Origin of the sequence: Pseudaestuariivita rosea (assembly GCF_017592335.1) — a bacterium.
Taxonomy (GTDB): domain Bacteria; phylum Pseudomonadota; class Alphaproteobacteria; order Rhodobacterales; family Rhodobacteraceae; genus Parasulfitobacter; species Parasulfitobacter rosea.
The window spans coordinates 88,851-106,980 of the sequence record NZ_JACNMP010000004.1 but is presented as its reverse complement, the minus strand read 5'-3'; the positions used below and the strand labels follow the sequence as shown (position 1 = coordinate 106,980).

Genomic DNA, 18,130 nt, shown 5'->3' with positions numbered 1-18,130 from the left:
TGCCATGAATGCTATAAAAGCAGGGGGCATACATGCGGTGGTTGGTTTTACTATTGGTCGTGTCGGGATGCGCAGCCGTTGCGCCCAGTTACCGCAATGACAGTGTGCCGATTTCGTCGACCACCCGGTTTCAGGCCGAACGATACGCTGGCCTTTGGTATGAGGTCGCGCGCTTTCCCGTCGTTTTTCAGCGTGGGTGCGTTGGCACGACAGCGGAATACACGCTGCAATCCGATGGCAGTCTGTCCGTCAAAAACACCTGCCGCGATGGCGCGCTGGATGGTCCTATCCGGTCGATCGAAGGACGCGCACGCGTCGTCGGACCGGGCCGTTTGGATGTGCGGCTGAATGGTGTGCCCTTTGGCGCGCCTTACTGGGTGCTATGGGTCGACGCCGACTATAGAACCGCCGTCGTGGGAACGCCGAACGGACGCGCCGGTTGGATTTTGAACCGTACCCCTGATATTCCGCAGGACCGTCTGCGTGCGGCGCTTGAGGTGCTTGATTTCAATGGCTATGACACCAGCCAATTGATCCGCGTGCCGCACTCACCTGATCTGATCGCGCAGGGCCGATAGAAATTCCGGCAGATGTCTGGAAGATACCTCGGCCTCTCGAACCAGACCATCGAAATGCCGCGTAAAGGCCTGTACGCGTTCGGTGTCGCGAAAGGCCAGATAGTTGCGGCCCAGATAAATGACCGACAGCAGTGGCCCAAAGATCGTGATGGGGGCCGAATAAAGCTTGCGTGCATTATATAAAAAGATGCGCAGTGATGGGTAAAGCTGATCATGCAGGTCGATCAGCCAATCAATCTGCGCCAGTCGAATATCAGCAGGAAGACCCGTATAATAGCCTTCGGCCGTTGCAAAAACCTCAAGTTCGTGTTGCGGCAGGGCAATTTCATAGTCTGACCGCAGGCTTCGCATCCAACTCAGACGATCTTCCGACGCGCCGATGGCCTGATCGGTCGTTCGCCCTAGTGACGGCTGATATTCCCACTGCAAGGTCTCTCGGGTTTTCAGCATATCCGGCAGCCCTGCGGGCACGTGGCGAATTTTGTAGCCTGCGGCCTCTTTATGCCAAGCAAAGATTTGTTCATCGACCAGGGCGCGGGGCGCGCGCGTCATGGTCATCGATGCCGCCAACAGGTCAGCCGCCCGTTCCGGCCGTTCTGTCAAACCCAACAACCAGTCGGTTGAAATACCCAGTGCACTGGCGCATTCCCCGACCACCTGAGCATTCGGTAGGCGTGTTCCATCATCGTTCAGCAATTGGCTGATCGTCGACCTATCAACGCCTATGGCCCGCGCCAGCTGGCTTTGGTTCATCTGTTTGTCCGTCATGGCATCGGCCAAACGATCCCGGAATAGCTTTGCACGATTACGCTTGTCTAATTTATCCTGCATATGTGACTATTATCACCATTATTGACTATATGCTGCGTATATTCAGAATTCTGAACATCGTTGGCAAGTGTTACATTATGGCAAAACAAGAAAAGTTTGGGGAATACATGCCATTACATGAAAAACTGCGCGGGTTTGAATGGCCCACGCTAGTGCTTCTATTTTCTACATATCTGCTTTGGGCGCTGGCCACGACGATTATTTACACCTGGTCACCGGTTCTGGCGGTTATTCTGGCCAGCATCGCTATCGTCCAATTTGCATCGCTTCAGCATGAAATAATCCACGGTCACCCTTTCGAAAACCGGAAACTGAACGAACTGTTGGTCTTTCCGGCGCTGACTTTGGTTATCCCCTATCAGCGCTTTCGCGACACACATATGGCCCACCATCAGGACAGCATTCTGACCGACCCCTATGACGACCCCGAAAGCAACTATCTGGATGCCGGTGTCTGGGAAAAGCTGCCTGCCCCTGCGAAAGCCGTGCTGAATTTCAACAATTGCATGCTGGGGCGACTGCTTTTGGGGCCAGTCATATCGCAGATCGCCTTTATGCGAAGTGATCTACGGGCGATCCGGCGTGGCGACAGATCCGTTTTGATCGGTTGGTTATGGCATATTCCTGCAGTCACGATTGTGCTGCTTTGGATCACATGGGCCGGGATGCCCTTGGTCTGGTATGTCGTTGCGGTCTATCTAGGGCTGTCTATCCTGAAGATCAGGACGTTTCTGGAACATCAGGCCCATGAAAAAGCGCGCGGTCGTACTGTGATTATCGAGGACCGCGGTCCGCTGGCCTTTCTGTTTTTGAACAACAACCTGCATGTCGTTCATCATATGCACCCCAAGGTGCCCTGGTACCGTCTGCCGTCGCTTTATCGCAGCAACAGTGCGAAATATCTGCGGCGCAATGAAGGATACCGCTTTGCGTCTTATACCGAGGTCTTTCGGCGGTATTTCTGGCAGGCCAAAGATACGGTTCCGCACCCCATCTGGCGGCGTTAACCCCTTAGGCGCAGGAAAAGGCTTTCTTCGTCGTCATTCTTAAAAAATGGAACCGTTGCGGGCGGGTCCAGATTGGGAAGGCGGGCCGAGACTTCGGCCAGGACGACCTCGGTTATAAAGGGCAGATCGTAGTCCCGCGCCGCCTGCAGGGGGACCCATTGCAGATGCGAAAGCTCATCACAGGCCCGCGAAAAGTCATCCAGATCGCCCATCAGATGCCGCGCATCCAAAAGGAAAAAGCGGGCATCGAACCGCCGCGGCCGGCCGGGTGGCGTAATCGCGCGAAAAACAAATCGAAGGGGTGCCGCGGATGGCAAGTATCCCATGGCTGCAAACCGTCGCCATCCCTTGGGCGGCTCTGACCAGACACCAGGCTGCCCCAGGATCAATCCGCTTTCTTCCCAAAGTTCGCGGATGCCAGCGGCCGCCAGGGCTTTGGCCGACACATTGCTTTGATCCTGCAAACGGTCTGCACAGGGGGGTAGTATATCATCGGTCAAAACCACCTGTTGATCAGTTTCGTCAACAGCACCGCCCGGAAATACGAATTTATTCGGCATGAACGCGGCCGACTGACCGCGTTGGCCCATCAAAATTCTGGGATTTGCTTCAAGATCACGGACAACGATAATTGTGGCCGCATCCTGGATGCGGTCATGCGCCATCGTGCAGGCCGCCAAATCCATGCATGCGGCGTGACCATTGAATTGCAACAATGACGCCCTTTAGCCGCGGCAGCAGATAAAGCGACAGCGCCAGACATCCTACACAGAACACACCAGCCAGAACCAGCGGATGCGGTCTGAACGCTACGAAGACAATATGTAAAAGCGGCGCCATCAAGTGCCCGACAATCAAGATCGTCAGATAGGCAGGCCCATCATCCGCGCGGTGATGGTGCAGATCCTGCCCACACTGCGTACATTGGTCACTGACCTTCAGATAACCATTTAGCAAAGCGCCTTTGCCGCAGTTCGGGCAACGCTTGCGCCAGCCATTCCACATTGCGGGCCGCAGTGGTCGATCTGATGTTGCTGTATTGGTCATACTATCCAGTCAAATGATCCCGTTCGGTATGTTTGGCAAGCCGCATTGTTGCACCGCGCGCGAATGTCGCAAAATTTTTCCAGGTTTTGCGACGGAAATATCGCGGACGCCCGTTTGATATATATTCGCAACAATCGGAATGACAAAAATGACTAGGATCTTTTTTACAGCGGGTTTCATCATCGTCGGTGCCGTGGTCAATGCATCAGGGCAGGGTGTCTCTTTCGAAATTCTTGACACAAACGGCGACGGCCAACTGACCCAAGCCGAACTGCAGGCGCAGCACGAACGACGCTTTGAAGCCGCAGATCAGGATGGCAACGGTGTATTGTCTGAAAGCGAACTGCAGGCAATGTCAGCGCAGCGTTCGTCCCGACTATTGGACCGATTTGATCGCGATAATGATGGTCAGCTTAGCCTGGCTGAGATGCCCAATCGCGGGAACGGTCGTATGTTTCGCCGTATTGATCAGGACGGTGATGGCACCTTGTCCAAGGCTGAGTATCAGGCCGCACAGGACCGTTTTCGTGACCGTCAGAACAGATAGGGGTCAGCGTCTGGCAGCGACAGGTTTTCTTGTCACGGCCAATGTGATTTCTTGATGTATGATGGATCCGACGCCTGATGGCATGATGAGTGATGAGAGTGATGAAGCCTTGCTGGTGCGATATATATCCGGCGATACAGCGGCTGCGCGGTTGCTGACGATGCGTCTGACACCGGTCATATACGCATATGCTTATCGCATGCTGGGCCGATCGTCCGACGTCGACGACATCGTGCAAGATGCGATGCTTCGACTTTGGAAACATGCCCCGAAGTGGCGACAGGACGAGGCGAAGGTCTCAACATGGTTGTATCGGGTGACTTCGAATTTATGCATTGATCATATGCGCAAGAAAAAACATGACACGATAGATCAGATGCCTGAAATCGAAGATGACCAACCACTGGCCGAGGATCGCCTGCAAAGTCGGCACCAATCGCAGGCCCTGCATCAGGCGTTGCTTGAATTGCCCGGCAGGCAACGTCAGGCTGTCATTTTGCGGCACTTGGATGGGCTGGCAAACCCGCAGATCGCCGACATCATGGATATCAGTGTCGATGCCGTCGAAAGCCTGACGTCGCGCGGAAAACGCAGGTTGGCAGAACTGCTATCAGACAAGAAAGAGGTCTTGGGATATGTCCGATAAACCTGGTCAGAAAGACGATCTTGAGGATATGTTTCGTGCGGCGCGGCAGCATGCGCCCCAACCGTCCCAAGATCTGGTGGCGCGGATCATGCAAGACGCTATGGCCGTACAGCCAGGTCACCGCCGGCCGCTTCAATGGTTGCGTCGCAGTCTGATACAAAAACAAGGATTGTCCATTGCGGCGGGGCTTACTGCGGCGGCTATTGCCGGATTTTACATTGGTTTCATGTCACCTGATTTGTTTGGGTGGACCGTATTGTCGGGGTTCGAAAACGCTGACTATGAAATCTCCTATGGATTTTCGTCTGGACTAAACATGTTTTGGGAAGAGGTCTGATGGCTGAACAGACGAAACCATCGCGCTGGATCCGATTTGCTTTCATCGGCTCGGTTGCACTGAATGTTTTGATTATTGGCGCCGTTATTGGAGCAATTATATCGGGTGTGCCACAGAGACGGAACTTTCAGCCTGATATGTTCATGGCCTATGCACGTGCGCTTGAACCTGCGGATCGCAGGGCCATTGGGCGGCAATTATTTCAGGATCGTGACAGCATGATCATTGAACGTCGTCGTCAGTTTGCGCAGATGTTCAGCTTGCTTCGGGATGAAACATTTGATGCTGAAGCCGTGCGATCATTGCTAATGGACCAGCATGCTTTTGCGACTGAAAGACAGTTCGTGGCGCGGGAATTGTTGCTGGAACGGCTTCAGCAAATGACGTTCGATGAACGTCAGACCTTTGCCAATCGTTTGCAGGATATCGTCAATCAACGTCGTCGGGCTAACTGACGGACGGATGCAGTTTGCAGGATTGTAGATCAAACCTAGCTGCTGTTAAGCTGCACTTTGGCTAACGGTGACCTGATTTCGACCGTCTGACTTCGCCTCATAAAGGGCCTTGTCCGCATTCTGAAGTGTGTCCTGAACGGTTTTCTCGGGCTGCCCGCCTTGGCCGCCCATCGCAACGCCGATGCTGACGCTGACGTGAAGAGGTTCAGTGTAACCTGTAACACGGATTGGCATTTCATGGATAACACGACACAGCCGTTTTGCTGCACCCTTGGCCGCCTGAAGCGAGGTGTCCGGCATCGCAATCAGAAACTCTTCCCCGCCGATGCGTGCAATCAGGTCAACTGCACGCAGGTTTTCCTGAAGACACTTGGCCACATCAATCAGAACATCATCACCTGCGGCATGCCCATATCGGTCATTGATGCTTTTGAAGTAGTCAAGATCCAGCAGCATCACCGCAAAAGGCTTTTCACTGCTTTGCGCACGTTCGGCTATGCGGGTCAGATGCGGCATGGCGTACCGACGATTGTAAAGCCCCGTCAATGGATCAGTGACTGCCGCCTGCAACCCATCACGGACTTTAGCGCGAAGACGATCAGAGTGTCGCTTGTGTTTGATCTGTGTCCGTAAGCGCAGCGCCAGTTCCATCGACTCGAAGTCGTCATTGATCAGATCATTCGCGCCCAGGTCCAGCGCAATCGCGCTTAGATATCCGGCATCAGATGGCAGTACGATCAGTATTGATGAATGTCGGGTGGCGGCCCGGCTTCGAAGATCCGTTAACAGCCGCAATCCTTCCTGCGGTGTCGAAAGATGTGCCGAGATTACAAAAACATCAGGGGCCTTTTGCGGGCTGTCTTGATCCAATGCCCGATCTTTATCCAGTATTTCGACTTTGTCGCGAAGTTTGTCTTTTAAGCCATTCTGCCAAGCCTTGGCGGTGGTGTCATCAGCGGCGATCAGAGCGACCTTCGCTGGTGCGATGAATCCCGTCTCATCTTCAGCAAATCCAAGTGCGCGGCTGGTTCCATCGCGCAGCCGAAGTTCTTCGGCTGCGTCACGGGCGCGCAACAGGCTGCGAACCCGTGCCAATAGGGTCATATCATCGATAGGTTTGCATAAGAATTCTTCTGCGCCCGCCTCTAATGCGCCCATTTTTTCCCTTACATCGTCATCAGATGTGATAACGATGATTGGGATCTGCGCTGTTTTTGTATTTTCTTTCAGAGCTTTGCACAGCATACGCCCTGTCATGTCCGGCAACTTGGTGTCGACCAGAACCAGATCCGGCCTTTCGTTTTGGGCCGCTGAAATGGCATCCTCACCAGACGACGCCACCAGGACCTGATAGCGCGCAGCTTCCAGCTTGACCTGCATTACGATGCGGTTTGTTGCAACATCGTCTACTATCAGGATGCGACCGGGCATTGATCACCTTTTGTGCTTATAATCAGTTACTTTATGTTTTTACGTACAAAGGTTAATAAAGCATTGCGTGGCGCATAAAGGATGACAGGGATGCGGCGGGATTATGCCGAAACGGTCGCATTGAAGGCACTCAGCTGGTTGGTCGGAAACGATGAACTGATGCCTGTATTTATGGGCGCCACCGGTGTATCCGAAAGTGATATGCGTCAGCGCGCGACCGAGCCCGAATTTCTGGCCTCGGTCCTTGATTTTCTTATGATGGATGACCGATGGGTGACCGAGTTCTGCGATGCGGAACAGTTGCCATACGAAGACATAATCCGCGTGCGGTCCGCGTTGCCAGGTGGCGAGCAAATGCATTGGACGTGATCAGCGGCAGTTGTGAAAGACGGGGAAGAAATGAGTGAAGAAGTTCTGGCATGCGTCGAACCATCCAAGGCACGCCGCTGGTTTGGCGTTGGCTGTTTTGTGGTACTGGCCTTTATACTTGTACTTATCGCAATAAACGCACCATCGCGAAACCTGTGGGCAAGCGGTTTCTTAGCCGTGGTGGGGTTGTGCGCGCTGTGGATGGCATGGAAAATGTATCATGAAACGGCGGTTGATATCGAACTGACAGAAACCGAACTGAAAGATACTCGTGGGCATAGACTGACCGCACTCAGCAATATTGCGCGTGTAGAAAAGGGAATGTTTGCGTTCAAGCCGACAGGTGGCTTTATTTTGCATCTTAAACAGCCGATCCCCAGAAAATGGGCCCCTGGTCTATGGTGGTCAACCGGTCGTAAAATCGGGGTAGGGGGAATAACACACCGCCACCAGACAAAACTGATGGCGGAGTTGATAGATGCGAAGAAAGATGTGCGGGATTAACCGCACTCACCTTCCCAGCAAACCTGAGCGACAAAGCGCATTGGAACGATGGAACGATTAAGTAAGTCCATTTCGGGCAACGCAAAGTTTGCAATCGGAGTAAATTTCATCTCGGTTTCAACAATAGCTAACCGCTCTCCTGTTCCCATTGATGGTAATAACGGTTCTACATCCTCTATTCCTGAATAACCCGTGAGTGTGCCTGATGCTTCGGATCTGATAAATACACGTTCAGTATTTCCAGCTGCATCAACTACTTCCTGCTTCACCCATGTCACTCTAAGGCCAGTCGGTTCACCAGTATAGCTCAGCCAGGCAAAGACATCGTTTAAGCCATCCAGATAGGCCTGATCGAAGTCACTTTGATGCCGGGAAATGACATCAGCAGCAGTGTATGTCGCTTTTGATATAACCAATTCGTTTTTGTACGCGTCCCAAAAAACGATCATAGCCAAGTAGGTCCATATCAACAAAGGTACAGCCAATACTGCCTCAATCGTGATTGCACCCGAGGTGTCTTTCCAGAAACTCCGTATTGTTTTCTTCATACTCATGTCCGTGGCTCATTCACAAATGCAGTCGTTGCGATGATATTGAAGTCCGCTCCAGCCGGCCTGATTTCACCCAAACCAAAAGCTGTCGCATTCCCAAAAAAGGGTTTGATCTTTACGCAAACTCGAACAAACATAAGCTCATTGCTTGCGCCAGAGTCAAAAGTTGGCTGTAATAGCGGTACAATTTCTTCATTACGTTGCCGACATGGTATATTGGTTGGCCTTGGACTCCAGGTTGCTGTGTCAACGGATTGCAAAGCGACCTCAATTGATTCATCGCAGTCAGCGACAATAGACAATTGGCTGCAGATAAAGCCTTCCAAGTCTTCCGCATTTGTCAGATTTGGATTTCCCAACCGCAACTGCCTGACCGCGATATCAGTGGATCTTTCAAGAAACACGCCTTTCAACATGGTAAAGCTTGCTTCATATGAGGCCAAGAAGATCGTCATGATAAGCGGGAACGCAAGCACGAACTCAAGTGTTGCAGTGCCCTGTTCATCTTTCCCAAACTGTCTGAGATGCCTTTTAAGCTTAGTTATCATCGCAATCATTGGGTCAGCCTCAGTTGTTTAATGCTTTCGCTAATAGCGCTAAATGCATCACGCAGTTCTTTGTTATCGTTTGCAGGGAAGTAAAAGTCTTCTCGAGTTGCACAATACTGCAGAACTCCCCTGGCTATTGCGTCAGGCACTGCAAAAGCAATGGTATAAATTTCAACTTTGTCGTCTTTTGCGGCGTCACAGATGTCTTTAAGACGTTCGTTGGCCTCGCCCGCGGACACTGATGTGTAGTAAGGATTACGAACTGCGTTATAGTCATCTGCAGATATGCGTCTATTATTGCGTGGACGTTCAAAGAAAAACCGCGCTACGGTACGATTACCATCTTCAACAGGATACTGCGCAAACAGCTCTTGCCAACTCAGTTGCTCCATCTCAAAAACAGCTTCGTCTTCCTCTTCTTGATCTATTGCAGGACCATACTTTTGATGAGTTCCATCGCTCCATCGATGATAAAACTCAGGTGTATCCTCGTAAGCATCATCCGTTTTATGATCTAGCCATGCCTGGATTGCGCCAGCAAATTGACCATCAGTCATTTTGGGCAAGTCTGAAACGTCAACATCGATGTCATCATCATTAAGTGCGGCCAGCACATTTTGTTCATATGGACTTAGCTCTGATGCAGGTTTGTCTCTGGCATCAATAGCTACGCGTAAAAACAGTTGAAATTTTTCAAGGTCAAAGTCACCATCTACAACGACGCTATAGCGGGCACCCTGTTCTGGCGCGGGATTGAAGATGACTGGCGACGGCTGACCCTTAAAGCCGTTAGGCACCATTGGGCTTTGGTAATCTGTTCGCAAATCCCGTTGTGCAGTATTTTTACCGTCACTCATGATCACAAGGATCTTTTTCGCCTCTTCCGAAGCTGTGTGCAAATTACCGGTTAGATAGTTGGCGGGTAAATTATCACCTATCACCTCGTCGATAGCCTGAGGCGTTTTATTACCAAGGATAACACTTCCCGTATAACGGTAGCTTAGTTGCGGTCCTGCACGGAAGGTATCCTCGTTATCAATCTGCTCAGGTTCCTGGCTAAAATTATCCCGCAGGCCTTGCACTACGGGCCGGAATGAGGGATCCAGCAAGGCGGCACCCCATTTTGCGCCAAGGTCAGTCGCCGTGTTTCCGCTAGGTTTATATGCAGCGATGGCGGCTTTTAGCAGGTCTGCATCTATGCTGTGGGGAATAATCTGATTACGTCCCCCAAAATGACACTCACCAATATTAATCGCCCGAGAACTGTTATTACGGCGGTTGAAATGGGCCTGTTGTTTCAAGATATCTGGGGTCTCAGCTGTTTTGGACTGAATACCGTTTTTTGTGAAATCAGCATCGTCTATATAGACACAATGGGAAAACGGATGCTCTGTTTTAGGATCAATATTATAGTGACTTAGCAATGCCGCCCCAACGTTCACAGACGCGTTGTAAGGAACAAGTGAAATTGTAGAAAAGCGCGCTTGCCCGCTCTCAATTTGATCACGTGTAACTTTATATTTTGGTGGGTCGGTTTCTTGCAAGAGTATGTCATCGACAAAAGTAGATGCTGAATCCTTTAGCACTTCTATTTTACTCTCACTATCACTTATCGAGTCACTCATCGATCCTGAGATATCCAAGACCAGAACAATTTCGCGGTTCCAGTCAATCACTTCTTCTGCCTTACTTGCGGCTGGTGCCAGCATTTTATTGACATCCAAAAGGGTCATAAACGCAGTGGGTACGACCAATTCGACAGCAACCTCAACACTACGTCTTGTTTGGTTGCCGAATTCATCTTCTTCGCCGGATGTAACCGTGATGTCGTCATCCCCAACGATATCGCCATAGCCCGAAACTTTGAAATAGCTTTTTACAACCTCCTCAGGTGTTGCATTACTTGTCAGTTTTGCTGCGGCTAGAACCGCGGAGTCAGACGTATTCTGAAGCCCAACCCGAATAGACTCGTGCCGCATTACATCCACTGCCATACCTGCCGTGAAAAGCATGATGAAGAAGATGAAAAGCGTGAAGATAAGCATGTTGCCGTCTTCGTTTCTCCAAAACGACTTCACGTTCTGTGTTGCGTCGGTTTCAACACGATCGGGTTTCAGTTCCATTCGTTCCGCCTCCAGGCATAATCAGCAACGAGTTGGCAAGCAGACCTGCCAATGACATTCAAATCAGTTCAGTTTTCTGTTGGGGTATGGTGTCGAAGCAGGTTTTCAGATTTGGCGAAGTACCTGTCGGCATAAAAAAACTATCGATATGTGACAGCATATCGATATATTGTTCCTTGGCCGTCGCGCCCATGAAATCACAAACCTTTAACAACTCGGTATCTCCCCAAAAGAAACCTAGTACATGCGACGGATAACGCGCAATCCGTCTTGAGTTAATAAACTGTCAACTTGTGGCAAAAATGGGGCATGGGTTTCCGGTTTGGCGACAGTCAATGGGCGCTTTTTCAAATAATTCGCAAAATAAAGGGTAATCGGTGTCGCAAAAAGGTTCATTGGCAGAAAAGCGCTGCTTGCTTCGGGCACCGTATGGGTGTTCTGTCACAACTGACGTTACATTCATCCAGGGAATCCGAATCGGAATGCGACTGTTTTACAGTAATAAAAACGCAGAACCGTATCGCTGAGTGGACGCTAAAGATACAAAGACGGGAGGATCAGGTGACTGTTCAGCAAGGTATCCAGCAGGCCGAACCCAGCTTTCGCGAAAGTGTCGATCTGATGTTCAATCGGGCGGTGGCCCTGATGGATTTGCCGCCGGGGCTTGAGGAAAAGATCCGCGTTTGCAATGCTACATATACCGTGCGGTTCGGTGTGCGGCTGCGCGGGCAGATTCATACGTTTACCGGATATCGTTCGGTTCATTCCGAACACATGGAACCGGTCAAGGGCGGAATTCGCTATGCGATGGGTGTGAACCAGGACGAGGTCGAGGCGCTGGCTGCGCTGATGACCTATAAGTGCGCTTTGGTTGAAACGCCCTTTGGCGGGTCGAAAGGTGGGTTGCGCATCGATCCGCGTGAGTATGACGAGCACGAGCTGGAACGCATCACCCGCCGCTTTGCTTATGAACTGATCAAGCGCGACCTGATTAATCCGTCCCAGAACGTGCCGGCACCCGATATGGGCACGGGCGAGCGTGAAATGGCCTGGATCGTTGATCAATACGCCCGCATGAACACGACCGACATCAATGCACGGGCCTGTGTGACCGGCAAACCCCTGAATTCAGGCGGTATTGCCGGGCGGGTCGAGGCAACAGGCCGCGGCGTTCAATACGCTCTGCGCGAATTTTTCCGTGACCCCCGCGACGTTGAAAAGGCGGGTTTGTCCGGATCATTGGATGGCAAGCGTGTCATCGTTCAGGGGCTTGGCAACGTTGGTTATCATGCTGCCAAGTTTCTGCAAGAAGAAGACGGGGCGGTTATCGTGGGCATCATCGAACGTGATGGCGCGCTTTACGATGAAAGCGGCCTGGATGTGAATGCCGTACATGACTGGCTGGTCAAACATGGCGGCGTGACAGGCTACCCTGACGCGGGCCACACGGCTGAGGGCGCGGTGGTTCTTGAACAAGAATGCGATATTCTTATTCCTGCCGCGCTGGAAGGTGTGATCAACCTGCAAAATGCGGATCGGATCAAAGCCCCTTTGATCATTGAGGCCGCGAACGGCCCGATCACAGCGGGTGCCGACGATGTGCTGCGCAAAAAGGGTACGATTATCATTCCTGATATGTATGCCAATGCAGGTGGCGTGACCGTCAGTTATTTTGAGTGGGTCAAGAACCTTAGTCATATCCGTTTCGGTCGGATGCAGCGTCGCCAGGAAGAAACGCGCCACCAGCTGCTGATTGATGAACTGGAACGGCTGTCGTCTGACCGTGGTCTGGGCTGGCAGCTTAGCCCCGGGTTCAAGGAAAAATATCTGCGTGGCGCGGACGAGCTTGAACTGGTCCGGTCCGGTCTGGATGACACGATGCGCATAGCCTATCAGGCGATGCGAGAGGTCTGGCATGGCCGTGACGATGTCGATGATCTTCGAACGGCGGCTTATCTGGTTGCGATTGAACGTGTTGCGGCCAGCTATCGGGCCAAGGGGCTATGATATCTGACGGGCAGTGGGGGCGTTTATCAGCGTCCCCAGGTGCGGACAGGGCCGCAATCCATATGAACAAAGTTTGATTTCGAATAGCGTCCAACACCACCTGCGGCACATGCCGCGGCGGCTTTTGCGATTTGTGTCACACTGCGCGAATTCAGACGCAAGTCCGCAGCCTGACCTTTCATATGAAGCGATTGCTTGGCCACACCGCCCGAACGCGATCGCAGCATAGCGTTTGTCTGGGGGGTGCGGTAGCCGGACAAAAGCATATAGGGTTCATCGGCCTGCATCAGATTATGCGCAGCCGTCATAATATCAATAGTCCGGGTATCGATGCCAATTGCCCTGTCCTGGCGCCAATCGCGCATGAAGTGGCTGACCTCTTTCAGCGCTTCTTTCACGTATTTGCCATCAATCCAGTAGATCATGTCGATGCTTTCGCCAGTCCGACCCGAATACATCTTCAGACGTCTGATATCACCGGCACCCCGCAGAAATCCTGCGGCTGAGCTATATGTCGGTGCTGCCACGACTGCTGTTGCTGCAAACGCAGCCAATAGGCCGCGCCTTGTAAAGCCCGAAGAACTGGAAAGTGTCATGTCCCGTCGCCCGTCCCATTCTTATAGCCTGCGCATTCTGCGCAGTCCTGCCCAATCATCCCCACATACAATCGTATGCCATAAGTCGAATCAGCAACCAAGTCTTGTTTGCCTCGTATGTGAAATTAGTCACAAAAACTGGCAAAAATTTGCTAAATAAACCTTTATTTTATTGCCTTAACGTCAATTTCGTTGTCGATGTGCATCGCGTAGCCCTTATTTATAAAGGTTCTTAAATGTGAGTGGACTCTTGCCGACAAGTAAAACACAACAGAATTAAAATCGTATTAGAAGTCAAAAAATCAGAGGCCAGAGATGCAATTAACGCTGACCCGACCTTCCTTAATTCTTTCCTTTATCACCTTGCTTTTCATGATTTTGTCTGCTGTACCGTCCAGTGCAAGCAACCTGAAATTCAAGCAGGCTCTGGCTGAAGCCGCTGCCAGTGATCGCGATATCGCAGCCTTCTATAAATCCCGTGGATATGAACCGATCTGGGTCGGGTCCGGCAGCAAGGATCGCCAGCGTAGGCAGGCGTTTCTGAAGGCGCTGCAAGCCGCCGATGACCATGGATTGCCCGAAAAGGCCTATCCAATTGACACAATTCGGTCAAATTTGCGGGCGGCCAATACCATTCGTGAACGTGCCAAGGTTGAGGTGCAGCTGAGCAAACTATTCCTTGACTACGCCCGCGACATTCAGACCGGTGTTGTGACACCATCCCGCGTCGACGGTGATATTGTCCGAAAAATCCCGTATCGCAGTCGTACTGACCTTTTACAGGTGTTTTCAAAAACATCAGCCAACCGTTTTATCCGCGCCCTGCCGCCGCAGACCGCCGAATATAATCGTCTGATGAAGGAAAAACTGGAATTTGAAAAGTTGGTCGCACGCGGCGGGTGGGGGCCGGAGGTGCGTGCGTCAGAACTTAAACTGGGACAATCGGGTGCTCAGGTCGTCGCGCTGCGCGATCGTTTGCGGGCCATGGGGTACTTGCGCCGGTCCTCGACCCAGACCTATGACGATACGATCCGCAAAGCGGTGGCCCTGTTTCAGCATGACCACGGGTTACGCCCCGATGGTGTCGCGGGCCGTGGCACGATGGCGGAAATCAACAAATCGGCTGAAACACGTCTGAAATCGATCATTGTCGCGATGGAGCGGGAACGCTGGACCAACATGGACCGCGGCCAGCGCCATATCTTGGTAAACCTGACCGATTTCAGCGCCAAGATTATGGATAACGACAAGGTCACCTTCTCAACCCGCTCAGTCATTGGTAAAAATGTCCATGACCAGCGCAGTCCTGAATTTTCCGACGTGATGGAATTCATGGTGATCAATCCCAGCTGGTATGTGCCCCGGTCGATCGCTGTTAAGGAATACCTGCCGCTTTTGCGTCAGGACCCCTATGCCGTCCGCCATCTGGAAATCACAGACCGCAGTGGCCGTAAAATCAACCGTTCAACTGTTGATTTTGCATCCTACAGTCAGGACAGCTTCCCCTATAGCCTGCGCGAACCGCCAAGTCAGGGCAATGCCCTTGGACTGGTCAAGTTCATGTTCCCCAATCGCTATAACATCTATTTGCATGACACGCCGGCCAAAAGCCTGTTCAATCGCGAAGTCCGGGCCTATAGCCACGGCTGCATCCGGTTGGCGGACCCGTTCGACTTTGCCTATGAACTGCTGTCAAAACAGACCCGCGACCCCGAGGACTTTTTTAAGTCAAAACTGGCCACGGGCCGTGAGGTCTATGTCGATCTGAAAGATCCGGTGCCTGTGCACATAATATACCGCACCGCCTTCACTCAGGCCAAAGGGCGCACCCAGTTCCGGCGTGACGTCTACGGACGTGATGCAAAAATCTGGAACGCGCTGGCACGGCAAGGGGTGGTGTTGCGCGCAGTTCGGGGGTAACTAATCCTCCGATAAGATCGGGGGTCATATGGGTTATACCGTCAAGCAGATTGCAACGGCTTTGGGGGCGAAGGCTTTTGGTGCTGTTGACATTATGATCGAAGGGGCTGCCGAACCCGCCATGGCGGCGCCCGATCAGCTGGCGCTTGCGATGGACCCCAAGTACGGTGAGGGTCTGGCACAGGGTGCGGCACAGGCTGCGATCCTTTGGGCCGGGGCTGATTGGCAGGAATTGGGACTTAAGGCCGCGATATTCGTGCCGCGCCCCCGATACGCCATGTCAGGCCTGACGCAAATGCTGGACGACGGCCCCGACATCGCCCCCGGTATCCACCCAACCGCCGTTATCGATCCCTCAGCCCTGATCGGCGAAGGTGCTGCCATCGGCCCGTTCGTCGTGATCGGGCGCCGTGTGACCATCGGCCCAAACGCACGTATCGCATCGCATGTCTCAATCGCTGAAAATACTACGATCGGCCCCGGCGCCCTTCTGCATGCCGGGGTCAAGATCGGGGCGCGCGTGCAGATCGGTGACCGTTTCATTGCGCAGCCGGGTGCGGCCATCGGATCAGACGGGTTTTCCTTTGTCACGCCCGAAAAATCAGGCGTCGAAAACGTGCGCGAAACCTTGGGCGATCAGGGCGACGCCCAGGCGCAAAGCTGGACGCGCATCCATTCCCTGGGCGGTGTGGACATCGGCGACGATGTCGAAATCGGCGCAAATACGGCTATTGACCGCGGCACCATTCGTTCGACCAAGATCGGCAATGGCACCAAACTGGATAACCTTGTTCACATCGGGCACAACGTCCAGATCGGCGAAGACTGCCTGATCTGCGGTCAGGTCGGTATGGCCGGGTCCTCGGTCATTGGCAACCGGGTCGTCATGGCCGGCCAATGCGGCGTGAATGATAATATCTTTGTGGGCGACGACGTCATCGCAGGCGGCGCGACCAAGATTTTCACCAACGCACCTGCAGGTCGTGTGCTGTTGGGATACCCCGCGATGAAGATGGAAAGCCATGTTGAGGCCTACAAAGGCCTGCGCCGTCTGCCCCGACTTTTCCGTGACGTCGCAGAGCTGAAGAAAGCTATTTCAAACCGTGATCAGAGTGACTAAATCTTTGGCAACAAAAAAACGGGGGCCCATGATGAGTGTCAAGGACAAGGTCATCAAAATCATCGCCGAGCAGGCCGTGCTGGATGTCGAAGACGTCAAGATGGACAGCACGTTGGAAGATCTGGGCATAGACAGTCTTGGCCTGGTCGAAAGCATCTTCGCGATTGAGGAAGAGTTCGACATTCAGGTGCCGTTCAACGCCAATGACCCTGCCGAAAGCGATTTTGACATTTCAAGTGTGGCCTCGATCATCGATGCGGTCCAAGGCCTGATCGCGGAACAGTCGTGACACGATCCGCATGACCAGGGTTGTCATCACCGGGGCCGGAACGATCAACGCGCTTGGCCATTCAGTGTCGCAGACGTTCGAGGCGATGCGCGAAGGGCGCTGCGGCATCGGCGCGCTGGATATTCGTGATGTGGATCGTCTGGGCGTAAAGATCGGCGGGCAGGTTCGTGACTTTGATGAAACGGCGCATTTCAACCGCCAACAGATCGCCCTTTATGATCGTTTCACCCAGTTCACCCTGCTGGCTGCGGGCGAGGCGATCGCGCAGTCAGGCATCCATTTCAACGGTGAACTGTCGAACACGTCCGGTGTCGTCCTTGGCACCGCGGGTGGGGGCGTCAACACCTGGGATGAAAACTATCGCACCGTCTATGAAGACGGCAAAAACCGCGTGCATCCCTTTGTGATCCCCAAGCTGATGAACAATGCCGCCGCCAGCCACGTGTCGATGGAATACAACCTGAAAGGTCCCAGTTTTACGGTTGCCACGGCCTGTTCGTCGTCAAACCACGCCATGGGGCAGGCCTTTCATATGATCCGGTCCGGTATAGCCAAGGCCATGATCACCGGCGGGACCGAGTCCATGCTGTGCTTTGGTGGCGTCAAAGCCTGGGAAGGTCTGCGCGTAATGTCCAAAGACGCCTGCCGCCCGTTTTCCGCCAATCGCAACGGCATGGTTCAGGGCGAAGGCGCTGCGGTGTTCGTTTTTGAAAGCTATGATCACGCCAAGGCCCGTGGTGCCGACATTCTGGCCGAGGTCGTCGGATTTGCCATGACCTCCGATGCCTCAGACATTGTTATGCCCTCGAAAAAGGGGGCCGCACGGGCGATCAGCGGGGCCTTGGCCGATGGCCAGATCGCACCCGAGGAAGTCGGTTATATTAACGCCCATGGCACTGGTACTGCTGCCAATGACAAAACCGAATGCGCTGCCGTGGCAGATGTTTTTGGCCGCCACGCTGACCGGCTTATGATTTCGTCAACCAAATCCATGCACGGCCACCTGATCGGCGGCACGGGCGCGGTTGAACTGCTGGCCTGCATCATGGCGCTGAGGGACGGTGTGATTGCGCCGACCATCGGCTACGAAGAACCCGATCCCGAATGCGCGCTGGACGTCGTGCCCAACCAAGCGCGCGAGGCAAAGGTTGATGTGGCGCTGTCCAACGCCTTTGCTTTCGGCGGCCTGAACGCCGTTCTGGCCCTGCGTCGGGTTTGACAGGG

21 protein-coding genes are annotated in these 18,130 nt (G+C 53.0%); 13 read left to right on the top strand and 8 right to left on the bottom strand.

What is annotated here, in order from left to right; all coding sequences use genetic code 11:
- Nucleotides 1-32: 32 nt before the first annotated feature.
- Entirely contained in the window at nucleotides 33-578 is a 546-nt protein-coding gene (locus H7848_RS04670) for a lipocalin family protein (protein ID WP_208348466.1), read from the top strand.
- On the opposite strand, the gene H7848_RS04665 is transcribed toward H7848_RS04670, so the two are convergent.
- Nucleotides 549-1,409, bottom strand: a complete 861-nt coding sequence (locus tag H7848_RS04665; RefSeq protein ID WP_208348464.1) for a helix-turn-helix domain-containing protein — start codon at nucleotides 1,407-1,409, stop codon at nucleotides 549-551. The genes H7848_RS04670 and H7848_RS04665 overlap by 30 nt on opposite strands.
- A gap of 107 nt (nucleotides 1,410-1,516) precedes the next feature.
- On the opposite strand from H7848_RS04665, the gene H7848_RS04660 reads away from it, so the two are divergent.
- Entirely contained in the window at nucleotides 1,517-2,416 is a 900-nt protein-coding gene (locus H7848_RS04660) for a fatty acid desaturase (protein ID WP_208348462.1), read from the top strand.
- Here H7848_RS04660 and H7848_RS04655 read toward each other — a convergent pair.
- Together H7848_RS04655 and H7848_RS04650 are read right to left on the bottom strand one after the other, a co-directional pair.
- The gene (locus tag H7848_RS04655) at nucleotides 2,413-3,081 is read right to left on the bottom strand and encodes an NUDIX hydrolase (protein ID WP_208348461.1); all 669 of its coding nucleotides are present in this window, start codon (nucleotides 3,079-3,081) and stop codon (nucleotides 2,413-2,415) included. The two genes, H7848_RS04660 and H7848_RS04655, sit on opposite strands and share 4 nt — an antisense overlap.
- Nucleotides 3,071-3,463 carry a DUF983 domain-containing protein gene (locus H7848_RS04650; RefSeq protein ID WP_208348460.1) on the bottom strand — a complete coding sequence of 131 codons (393 nt, stop codon included), beginning with the start codon at nucleotides 3,461-3,463 and terminating at the stop codon, nucleotides 3,071-3,073. The genes H7848_RS04655 and H7848_RS04650 overlap by 11 nt, the downstream gene beginning before the upstream one ends.
- A 148-nt stretch (nucleotides 3,464-3,611) precedes the next feature.
- On the opposite strand from H7848_RS04650, the gene H7848_RS04645 reads away from it, so the two are divergent.
- From H7848_RS04645 to H7848_RS04630, 4 genes are all read left to right on the top strand, one after another.
- A complete protein-coding gene (locus tag H7848_RS04645; protein WP_208348459.1) occupies nucleotides 3,612-4,010 on the top strand; it encodes an EF-hand domain-containing protein in 399 nt (132 codons plus the stop codon).
- Nucleotides 4,011-4,071: 61 nt separating this feature from the next.
- Complete coding sequence (locus H7848_RS04640; protein ID WP_208348458.1) at nucleotides 4,072-4,656, top strand: sigma-70 family RNA polymerase sigma factor; 585 nt, start codon at nucleotides 4,072-4,074, stop codon at nucleotides 4,654-4,656.
- The gene (locus H7848_RS04635; RefSeq protein ID WP_208348457.1) at nucleotides 4,646-4,993 is read left to right on the top strand and encodes a hypothetical protein; all 348 of its coding nucleotides are present in this window, start codon (nucleotides 4,646-4,648) and stop codon (nucleotides 4,991-4,993) included. The genes H7848_RS04640 and H7848_RS04635 overlap by 11 nt, the downstream gene beginning before the upstream one ends.
- Nucleotides 4,993-5,448, top strand: a complete 456-nt coding sequence (locus H7848_RS04630; RefSeq protein ID WP_208348455.1) for a periplasmic heavy metal sensor — start codon at nucleotides 4,993-4,995, stop codon at nucleotides 5,446-5,448. The genes H7848_RS04635 and H7848_RS04630 overlap by 1 nt, the downstream gene beginning before the upstream one ends.
- Before the next feature lie 45 nt (nucleotides 5,449-5,493).
- On the opposite strand, the gene H7848_RS04625 is transcribed toward H7848_RS04630, so the two are convergent.
- Nucleotides 5,494-6,879, bottom strand: coding sequence for a diguanylate cyclase (locus H7848_RS04625; protein ID WP_208348452.1), 1,386 nt, complete (start codon nucleotides 6,877-6,879; stop codon nucleotides 5,494-5,496).
- A 90-nt stretch (nucleotides 6,880-6,969) separates the two neighbouring features.
- Between H7848_RS04625 and H7848_RS04620 the strand changes: the two genes are divergently transcribed.
- Both H7848_RS04620 and H7848_RS04615 read left to right on the top strand, forming a co-directional pair.
- Nucleotides 6,970-7,248 carry a DUF3572 domain-containing protein gene (locus tag H7848_RS04620; RefSeq protein WP_237072584.1) on the top strand — a complete coding sequence of 93 codons (279 nt, stop codon included), beginning with the start codon at nucleotides 6,970-6,972 and terminating at the stop codon, nucleotides 7,246-7,248.
- Nucleotides 7,249-7,278: 30 nt separating this feature from the next.
- Nucleotides 7,279-7,752 (top strand): hypothetical protein, encoded by a 474-nt coding sequence (locus H7848_RS04615; RefSeq protein WP_208348447.1) that lies wholly within the window; start codon nucleotides 7,279-7,281, stop codon nucleotides 7,750-7,752.
- On the opposite strand, the gene H7848_RS04610 is transcribed toward H7848_RS04615, so the two are convergent.
- From H7848_RS04610 to H7848_RS04600, 3 genes are read right to left on the bottom strand one after another with little or no spacing between them, the layout of a single operon-like run.
- Nucleotides 7,749-8,306 (bottom strand): TadE/TadG family type IV pilus assembly protein, encoded by a 558-nt coding sequence (locus tag H7848_RS04610; RefSeq protein WP_208348445.1) that lies wholly within the window; start codon nucleotides 8,304-8,306, stop codon nucleotides 7,749-7,751. The two genes, H7848_RS04615 and H7848_RS04610, sit on opposite strands and share 4 nt — an antisense overlap.
- Nucleotides 8,303-8,860, bottom strand: a complete 558-nt coding sequence (locus tag H7848_RS04605; RefSeq protein ID WP_208348444.1) for a TadE/TadG family type IV pilus assembly protein — start codon at nucleotides 8,858-8,860, stop codon at nucleotides 8,303-8,305. The genes H7848_RS04610 and H7848_RS04605 overlap by 4 nt, the downstream gene beginning before the upstream one ends.
- Nucleotides 8,857-10,974: a pilus assembly protein gene (locus H7848_RS04600; RefSeq protein WP_208348443.1), complete on the bottom strand. Its 2,118-nt coding sequence runs from the start codon at nucleotides 10,972-10,974 to the stop codon at nucleotides 8,857-8,859. Before H7848_RS04600 ends, H7848_RS04605 begins: the two co-directional genes overlap by 4 nt.
- Nucleotides 10,975-11,595: 621 nt before the next feature.
- Between H7848_RS04600 and H7848_RS04595 the strand changes: the two genes are divergently transcribed.
- Complete coding sequence (locus H7848_RS04595) at nucleotides 11,596-12,981, top strand: Glu/Leu/Phe/Val family dehydrogenase (protein ID WP_237072591.1); 1,386 nt, start codon at nucleotides 11,596-11,598, stop codon at nucleotides 12,979-12,981.
- A 26-nt stretch (nucleotides 12,982-13,007) separates the two neighbouring features.
- Here the strand turns inward: H7848_RS04595 and mepK are convergent, their stop codons facing one another.
- A complete protein-coding gene (gene mepK, locus H7848_RS04590; RefSeq protein ID WP_208348441.1) occupies nucleotides 13,008-13,577 on the bottom strand; it encodes a peptidoglycan L,D-endopeptidase MepK in 570 nt (189 codons plus the stop codon).
- Nucleotides 13,578-13,892: 315 nt separating this feature from the next.
- Between mepK and H7848_RS04585 the strand changes: the two genes are divergently transcribed.
- From H7848_RS04585 to H7848_RS04570, 4 genes are read left to right on the top strand one after another with little or no spacing between them, the layout of a single operon-like run.
- The gene (locus tag H7848_RS04585) at nucleotides 13,893-15,497 is read left to right on the top strand and encodes a L,D-transpeptidase family protein (protein WP_208348440.1); all 1,605 of its coding nucleotides are present in this window, start codon (nucleotides 13,893-13,895) and stop codon (nucleotides 15,495-15,497) included.
- 28 nt (nucleotides 15,498-15,525) lie between these two features.
- A complete protein-coding gene (gene lpxD, locus H7848_RS04580; protein WP_208348438.1) occupies nucleotides 15,526-16,617 on the top strand; it encodes a UDP-3-O-(3-hydroxymyristoyl)glucosamine N-acyltransferase in 1,092 nt (363 codons plus the stop codon).
- A gap of 31 nt (nucleotides 16,618-16,648) precedes the next feature.
- Nucleotides 16,649-16,906 (top strand): acyl carrier protein, encoded by a 258-nt coding sequence (locus H7848_RS04575; RefSeq protein WP_208348435.1) that lies wholly within the window; start codon nucleotides 16,649-16,651, stop codon nucleotides 16,904-16,906.
- A gap of 10 nt (nucleotides 16,907-16,916) precedes the next feature.
- Nucleotides 16,917-18,125, top strand: coding sequence for a beta-ketoacyl-[acyl-carrier-protein] synthase family protein (locus tag H7848_RS04570; RefSeq protein ID WP_208348433.1), 1,209 nt, complete (start codon nucleotides 16,917-16,919; stop codon nucleotides 18,123-18,125).
- Nucleotides 18,126-18,130: the final 5 nt, after the last annotated feature.

Coding starts and splice junctions, on each gene's coding strand:
- H7848_RS04670 (WP_208348466.1), top strand. CDS start 33: ATGCGGTGGTTGGTTTTACTATTGGTCGTGTCGGGATGCGCAGCCGTT.
- H7848_RS04665 (WP_208348464.1), bottom strand. CDS start 1,409: ATGCAGGATAAATTAGACAAGCGTAATCGTGCAAAGCTATTCCGGGAT.
- H7848_RS04660 (WP_208348462.1), top strand. CDS start 1,517: ATGCCATTACATGAAAAACTGCGCGGGTTTGAATGGCCCACGCTAGTG.
- H7848_RS04655 (WP_208348461.1), bottom strand. CDS start 3,081: ATGGCGCATGACCGCATCCAGGATGCGGCCACAATTATCGTTGTCCGT.
- H7848_RS04650 (WP_208348460.1), bottom strand. CDS start 3,463: ATGACCAATACAGCAACATCAGATCGACCACTGCGGCCCGCAATGTGG.
- H7848_RS04645 (WP_208348459.1), top strand. CDS start 3,612: ATGACTAGGATCTTTTTTACAGCGGGTTTCATCATCGTCGGTGCCGTG.
- H7848_RS04640 (WP_208348458.1), top strand. CDS start 4,072: ATGGATCCGACGCCTGATGGCATGATGAGTGATGAGAGTGATGAAGCC.
- H7848_RS04635 (WP_208348457.1), top strand. CDS start 4,646: ATGTCCGATAAACCTGGTCAGAAAGACGATCTTGAGGATATGTTTCGT.
- H7848_RS04630 (WP_208348455.1), top strand. CDS start 4,993: ATGGCTGAACAGACGAAACCATCGCGCTGGATCCGATTTGCTTTCATC.
- H7848_RS04625 (WP_208348452.1), bottom strand. CDS start 6,879: ATGCCCGGTCGCATCCTGATAGTAGACGATGTTGCAACAAACCGCATC.
- H7848_RS04620 (WP_237072584.1), top strand. CDS start 6,970: ATGCGGCGGGATTATGCCGAAACGGTCGCATTGAAGGCACTCAGCTGG.
- H7848_RS04615 (WP_208348447.1), top strand. CDS start 7,279: ATGAGTGAAGAAGTTCTGGCATGCGTCGAACCATCCAAGGCACGCCGC.
- H7848_RS04610 (WP_208348445.1), bottom strand. CDS start 8,306: ATGAGTATGAAGAAAACAATACGGAGTTTCTGGAAAGACACCTCGGGT.
- H7848_RS04605 (WP_208348444.1), bottom strand. CDS start 8,860: ATGATTGCGATGATAACTAAGCTTAAAAGGCATCTCAGACAGTTTGGG.
- H7848_RS04600 (WP_208348443.1), bottom strand. CDS start 10,974: ATGGAACTGAAACCCGATCGTGTTGAAACCGACGCAACACAGAACGTG.
- H7848_RS04595 (WP_237072591.1), top strand. CDS start 11,596: ATGTTCAATCGGGCGGTGGCCCTGATGGATTTGCCGCCGGGGCTTGAG.
- mepK (WP_208348441.1), bottom strand. CDS start 13,577: ATGACACTTTCCAGTTCTTCGGGCTTTACAAGGCGCGGCCTATTGGCT.
- H7848_RS04585 (WP_208348440.1), top strand. CDS start 13,893: ATGCAATTAACGCTGACCCGACCTTCCTTAATTCTTTCCTTTATCACC.
- lpxD (WP_208348438.1), top strand. CDS start 15,526: ATGGGTTATACCGTCAAGCAGATTGCAACGGCTTTGGGGGCGAAGGCT.
- H7848_RS04575 (WP_208348435.1), top strand. CDS start 16,649: ATGAGTGTCAAGGACAAGGTCATCAAAATCATCGCCGAGCAGGCCGTG.
- H7848_RS04570 (WP_208348433.1), top strand. CDS start 16,917: ATGACCAGGGTTGTCATCACCGGGGCCGGAACGATCAACGCGCTTGGC.